We start from the raw sequence: 354 nt of genomic DNA on the forward strand, positions 1-354 counted from the left end.
GCCCGGCGCGGGCGCCATCGGCGCACGCGCTGACCGGGTCAGGGGTGCCTGGGGTGCGCGCTGTGCGGCGAGGTGTGCAGCAGACACCGCAGCGGACCGCACCGTCGACACCGGTTCCGGTTCCGGCGGCGCGGGCAGTCGCGACGGGCCGGCCAGTGGCACGTGCAGCGGCACGTTGATCGCTTGCGCTGCGGCGGCCCGTGCGGCCGCGGCCTGTGCCGCGGATGCCTGTGCGGCGGCGGCTTGTGCTGACGCCGTCTGTGCCGCTGCGTGCGCGGCTGCGGCCTGCGCGGTTGCGGCATCTTCTGCCGCGGCTTGTGCTTCGGCGTGAGCGGCTGCGGCCTGCGCCCGGGT

At 77.1% G+C, this 354-nt stretch carries 1 pseudogene; it reads right to left on the reverse strand.

The window, feature by feature from the left end:
* Nucleotides 1-354: pseudogene (locus QN345_RS19930) on the reverse strand (dihydrolipoamide succinyltransferase); the annotation flags it as partial.

This window comes from Cryobacterium sp. 10I1, assembly GCF_035019805.1.
GTDB lineage: Bacteria > Actinomycetota > Actinomycetes > Actinomycetales > Microbacteriaceae > Cryobacterium > Cryobacterium glucosi.